The organism is Mycolicibacterium pyrenivorans, assembly GCF_025821625.1.
In the GTDB taxonomy this organism is placed as follows: domain Bacteria; phylum Actinomycetota; class Actinomycetes; order Mycobacteriales; family Mycobacteriaceae; genus Mycobacterium; species Mycobacterium pyrenivorans.
This window is the reverse complement of sequence record NZ_JACKSH010000267.1, coordinates 1-5,268: the sequence shown is the minus strand read 5'-3', so window position 1 is coordinate 5,268 and position 5,268 is coordinate 1. Positions and strand designations below refer to the sequence as shown.

Genomic DNA, 5,268 nt, shown 5'->3' with positions numbered 1-5,268 from the left:
CGCAGACGGGCTATCGCCCGTCAACTACGAGATCAGGGAATCCAAGACCAAGCCGGAAGCGGCATAGGAAACCCTCCACGATTTCGGGGGAACCACACCGGAGCGCAGCGTGGCGAAGCGGTCTTGGTGACGTTCGGGCAGGTTCTCCGCGGAGTACAGCCACAGATACTTGCTGCCGGCCAGGCTCTTGTCGCCGACCGCGGCCAGCGCCCGGTTCTCGGCCTTGCGCACGGTGTCCACGGCCTTGGTCAGATAGCCCATCAGGTGGTAGCGGTCGAACACGATCTTGTCCTCGGCGTCGGTCAGGTGCGCGCGCACCGAGTTGGCGAACGGCTCCCACATGTCCATCGCCACCGCCTCGATACCGGCCCGCTGCTCGGCGGTGAACCGGTCGAAGTAGCCGTCCAGGCTGGCCTGTCGGCGTTCGTCGGCGATGAACTCCACCGTGCCGGCATCCAGGTCGGAGACGACGGTGATGTAGTCCTGGCCCTTCCCGGCCGCTTTCTCATCGACCCCGACATGGGCCGGGGCGGTAAGCGGTTTGGCGGCCAGGCCGCGGGTCACGGCGCGGTCCATCAGATGCCACGCCTCGTCCCAGCTGACCCGCAGCAGCCCAGCCGCGGCCGCCACGTCGCACGCGGCAAGCACGTCGATGGCCAGCCGCTCGAACAACGTGGTGAACCGCGAGTGCGGTTCGGCCCACGGCAACCGGACCTGGCGCACCCCGTGCTCAGGGCAGGCCACCCGCGGCGCGCTGGCATGCAGGAAGGTCAGGAACGCACACGAGTCCAGATGTCGCCACGCCCGCTCAGCCGAGTGGTCATAGACCGGCAGAGCCGTATCGCACTCCGGGCAGGCGAACCGAGTCCGGTCCCGATGGCGCACCCACACGTCCACGCGTTCATCGCCTGCCGACAGCTCGACCCGCTCCACCTCCCACGGAGCTACCAATCCCAGCAGATGGCGGTACAACTCGGTGTCGCGCATGACCCGATCCTGCCCCCAATCGATCAGCCCGGACCAGACCTACCCACGGAAAACTCCGAAGCGCCGAAAAAGTAGGCAGATTCCAGTCAGCGTTGCAACGGGACGGGTTGCACACTAGTCGGGTGAGTGTTTTGCCGGAGACGGACGTGGCGCGGGTGCAGCGGTGGTGCCGTGGCAGGGTGCGGGAGCATGTCCGTGACGAGGTTCGGGTCGAGGCCGATGTCGCCGAACGGCATGTGGCGATCGTGGAATGCCGGCCGCCGTGGCGGGCGGACATGGGTGTGGACTGGACCCGGTTTCCGATCGCCCGACTGCGCTATGTGAAGACCACCGGCGTGTGGTCGTTGTACTGGCGAGACCGCAACCTGCGGTTCCATGCCTACGATCGAGTGGCGTCTACGGCCAGTGTCGAAGAGCTACTCGCTGAGGTGGATCGCGATCCGACGGCGATCTTGGCCGCCCGCATCACCCGTGCCACCCGTTTGTGATTGACCCGCTCCTGCTCGGGCACGCCGTCGTTGAGTTCAGCGGTGATCCGCGGCGCCCCGTAGTTGTTGTCCGCCTCATGGACGGTACGGATCCGTTCGGCCAGTGCCTGGTCAGCCGCTTCGCGGGCGGTGCGGTCATCGGCACCAGCAAGCCAGGCGTAGAACGAGGAACGCGCGACCTCAACGATCGCGCACAGCCACTTCACCGGATAGGTGTCGAGGTGGTCGGCGCCGAACTGGAAGCGGCTCACCAGTTCGTCTCCCCGGCGAAATATTTGGCCGCCGACCGCAGAATGTCGCGCTCGGTGGACAACCGGGTCTTGTCCGCACGTAGCTGCCCTACTTCGGCACGTAGCCGGGCCAGCTCCTGGTCAGGGGTTTCCGCGCCCGATACTGGTGCGGCACCAGTGGTGGGGTTGCGGTGCCGAATCGGCACCCCAGCGGCCTTGCACCAGGCCGACAGCGTCACCCCACTGATGCCGAGTTCGTCGGCGATCTGGGTGATCGTCGCGCCCTCAGTGTCTCGGTACAACGCCACCGCGTCCCGCTTGAACTCGTCGGGATAATTTTTCCTTGCCATCGGTGTCGATCATCTCGCTTCCCCCGCCAATCTTGCGGGATTCAGCGTGTCCAACACCTGGGGTCAGGACCCACACCCGCTATGTCGGCGACATCAACCTACTTGCCATTGGCGACCGGCGGCAATCTGTACCTGGCCACGGTGATCGACTGCTGTTCACGGCGGGTCGCGGGGTGGGCGATCGCCGATCATATGCGCACCGAACTGGTCGAGGACGCACTGAAGGCTGCGGTCGCGTTGCGGGGCGGCCTGGCCGGTGCAATATTCCATGCAGATCACGGAAGTCAGTACACATCAAAGGAGTTCGCGAACCTTTGCCGCGATCTGGAGGTCATGTCCGTGGCCATGAAAAAGTCCTCACTGGTGGCCAAGTAGAAGTCCCCGCTGGTGGCCAGATAAAAGTCCCCACCCCGTGTTCGTCGTGTCGATCAGGAACTGCAGGCCCCGATGGTGACGGTGAAGGTGCCAACCAGACACCACCACCACCGGGGAGTTCCATTGAAGTCTGCGAAGGACCGCATGGACATCATTTCTGCTTATCAACAAGTCGGGTCATACCGAGGCGCCGCCGAGCTCTGCAGCACCACGCCCAAGACCGTCAAACGGGTCGTCGAGAAGTTCGAAGCCGGCGATAACCCACCGCCGAGGGCGGAGCGGGCCCACAACTACGACGCGGTGACCGACTTGGTCGCCGAACGAGTCGACAAATCGCAAGGCCGGATGTCGGCCAAGCGTATGTTGCCGATCGCCCGCGCCGCCGGCTATGACGGCTCGGCACGCAACTTCCGTCGCCTCGTCAACAAGACGAAGACGTTGTGGCGCAATGAGCATCACCGCGGTCGCCGCCCCGCGGTGTGGTCACCAGGTGAGTATCTTGTGATCGACTGGGCCCAGGCCGCACCGGGGTTGTTCCTGTTCTGCGCGGTGCTCGCGTTCTCCCGGTGGCGGTTCGTCGCGTTCGCCACCGATCAACGCGCATCCACGACGTTGGCGCTGATCGCCGAAGCCTTCAGTGCGATCGGTGGTGTTCCGGCGCGGGTGCTGGCTGATCGGATGGCGTGTTTGAAGGGCGGTGTGGTCGCCAACGTGGTCATTCCCACCGCCGAATACGTCCGGCTCGCCGGCCATTACGGATTCGCACCGGACTTCTGCCACGCCGAGGATCCGCAGTCCAAGGCGTCGTAGAGAACTTGTGCGGGTATGCCCAACGCGATCTCGCCGTCCCGCTGCTCACGCAGGCCGCTATCGACGGCAGAGCTGTTGATCTGCGGGCCGCCAACGTCGCGGCCAGGACGTGGTGCGCCGAAGTCAACGCCACGGTGCACTCGGAGACCTGCGCAGTGCCCGACGAACGGCTCCTGGTCGAACGCGAACTGTTACGGCCCTTGCCATCTCTACGACTGCAAGTCGGGGCGCCGTCGGTCATCCGCAAGGTCGACCGCCTGTCCTGCATCCGATACGGCTCGGCCCGCTACTCCGTGCCCACCCGGCTGATCGGCACAAGCGTGGCGGTCGTCGTCGATCACGGTGCGCTATGCATCGTGGAACCCGCGACCGGTGTGATCGTGGCCGAACACGAGTTGGGAGCCCCAGGCTCGGCATCGATCCTCGACGACCACTACGACGGGCCACGACCGGCACCCAACCGAGGTCCACGGCCCAAATCGACGGTGGAGCAACAGTTCTGCGCGCTCGGTGAAGATGCCCACGCGTTCCTGGTCGGGGCTGCGGCCATCGACAACACCCGGTTGGGCTCGGAGTTGGAGGTCCTACTCGGGTTGGGCGCCGCGCACGGCACCGACACCCTGATCGCGGCGTTGCGGCGGGCGGTGGCGTTCCGGCGGTTCCGTGCCGCCGACGTGCGTTCCATCCTGGCTGCGGGTGCCGGAACTCCTCAACCCCGCTCCGCTGGAGATGCGTTGATCCTGGACCTACCCGGTCGCCCCGACCCGATCTCTGAACGCCTACACGGTCACACCGGCCGCTGACGGCGGCGTCACATCATGACCACCGCGCCGGCCAAGCTGACCAAACCCGTCGCACCGCCATCAGTGCCGGCACTGGCGGCCGATCTAGACGCCGGGCTGCGGCGGCTCAAACTCGCTGCGATCCGGCGCACCGCACCCGAGGTCCTGCTGACCGCCAAGACCCAACGCTGGACGCCCGAGGAGGTGCTGCGGACCCTGGTCGAGACCGAGTTGGCGGCCCGGGATGCCTCCAACGTCGTCAACCGGCTCAAGGCCGCCGGGTTCCCCGTCGCCAAGACGTTGGAGTCCTTCGACGTGGCCGCCTCATCGATACAACCCAAGGTGTTCGACTACCTATCAAGTCTGGAATGGGTTCGTACACAACAAAACCTGGCGATCATCGGACCCGCCGGGACCGGCAAGTCCCACACCCTGATCGGTCTCGGAGTTGCTGCCATCCACGCCGGGTACAAGGTCCGCTACTTCACCGCCGCCGACCTCGTCGAGACCCTCTACCGCGGCTTAGCCGACAACACCGTCGGCAAGATCATCGAATCACTGCTGCGTGCCGATCTGATCATACTCGACGAACTGGGCTTCGCCCCGCTCGACGACACCGGCACCCAGCTGCTGTTCCGGCTCGTCGCTGGCGCCTACGAACGCCGATCCCTAGCCATCGGCTCGCACTGGCCATTCCAAGAATGGGGACGATTCCTGCCCGAGCAGACCACCGCCGTCAGCATCCTCGACCGGCTGCTGCACCACGCCACCGTCGTCATCACCGACGGCGACTCCTACCGCATGAAGGACGCCCAACACCGGAAGGAGACCGCCCAACCAACCTAAGAATCACCGCACGGGGTGGGGACTTTCATCTGGCCACCAGCGGGGACTTCTACTTGGCCATTGACAGGTCATCCAGTCGATGGGTGGGGTGGGGTCATGCCTGTTAACGCGCTCGCCGAATCGTTCAACGCCGCCCTCAAACGCGAGATCCTGCAAGACCGTGCCTGCTGGCCCGACACGTCGACCTGCCGCCGTGAGATCTTCCGATGGCTGGCCCGCTACAACACCAAACGACGACACTCCCACTGCCGTCATTCCAGCCCCGCCACCTACGAAAGGAACCTGACACCGGCTACGCTGCCCTAAGCCTTGATTCACCGATCGACCCTCGGCGTGGGGGCGAATTCGGTTGTGCGCTTTGGAGTCGGGGTGGGCCGTTGTGCGGGATCAGATGATGGCC

5 protein-coding genes and 3 pseudogenes are annotated in these 5,268 nt (G+C 65.3%); 5 read left to right on the top strand and 3 right to left on the bottom strand.

Going from position 1 to position 5,268, the window contains the following annotated elements; genetic code table 11:
• Window positions 1-24 precede the first annotated feature (24 nt).
• A complete protein-coding gene (locus H7I57_RS29415) occupies window positions 25-987 on the bottom strand; it encodes an ISL3 family transposase (RefSeq protein WP_264028054.1) in 963 nt (320 codons plus the stop codon).
• 122 nt (window positions 988-1,109) lie between these two features.
• On the opposite strand from H7I57_RS29415, the gene H7I57_RS34020 reads away from it, so the two are divergent.
• Entirely contained in the window at window positions 1,110-1,475 is a 366-nt protein-coding gene (locus H7I57_RS34020) for a DUF3024 domain-containing protein (protein ID WP_443678347.1), read from the top strand.
• Here H7I57_RS34020 and H7I57_RS34015 read toward each other — a convergent pair.
• Window positions 1,367-1,726, bottom strand: coding sequence for an IS3 family transposase (locus H7I57_RS34015; protein ID WP_443678346.1), 360 nt, complete (start codon window positions 1,724-1,726; stop codon window positions 1,367-1,369). The two genes, H7I57_RS34020 and H7I57_RS34015, sit on opposite strands and share 109 nt — an antisense overlap.
• Window positions 1,723-2,055 carry a transposase gene (locus H7I57_RS29400; protein ID WP_264028053.1) on the bottom strand — a complete coding sequence of 111 codons (333 nt, stop codon included), beginning with the start codon at window positions 2,053-2,055 and terminating at the stop codon, window positions 1,723-1,725. Before H7I57_RS29400 ends, H7I57_RS34015 begins: the two co-directional genes overlap by 4 nt.
• A gap of 74 nt (window positions 2,056-2,129) precedes the next feature.
• On the opposite strand from H7I57_RS29400, the pseudogene H7I57_RS29395 reads away from it, so the two are divergent.
• The 4 genes and pseudogenes from H7I57_RS29395 to H7I57_RS29380 form a co-directional block, all read left to right on the top strand.
• Window positions 2,130-2,388: pseudogene (locus H7I57_RS29395) on the top strand (transposase); the annotation flags it as partial.
• 165 nt (window positions 2,389-2,553) lie between these two features.
• Window positions 2,554-4,062 (top strand): annotated as a pseudogene (gene istA / locus H7I57_RS29390) (IS21 family transposase).
• On the top strand, window positions 4,059-4,868 hold the full coding sequence (gene istB, locus H7I57_RS29385; RefSeq protein ID WP_264028052.1) for an IS21-like element helper ATPase IstB: 810 nt from the start codon (window positions 4,059-4,061) through the stop codon (window positions 4,866-4,868). The pseudogene istA and the gene istB overlap by 4 nt, the downstream one beginning before the upstream one ends.
• Window positions 4,869-4,935: 67 nt before the next feature.
• A pseudogene (locus H7I57_RS29380) lies at window positions 4,936-5,174 on the top strand (integrase core domain-containing protein); the annotation flags it as partial.
• Window positions 5,175-5,268: the final 94 nt, after the last annotated feature.

Coding starts and splice junctions, on each gene's coding strand:
- H7I57_RS29415 (WP_264028054.1), bottom strand. CDS start 987: ATGCGCGACACCGAGTTGTACCGCCATCTGCTGGGATTGGTAGCTCCG.
- H7I57_RS29400 (WP_264028053.1), bottom strand. CDS start 2,055: ATGGCAAGGAAAAATTATCCCGACGAGTTCAAGCGGGACGCGGTGGCG.
- istB (WP_264028052.1), top strand. CDS start 4,059: ATGACCACCGCGCCGGCCAAGCTGACCAAACCCGTCGCACCGCCATCA.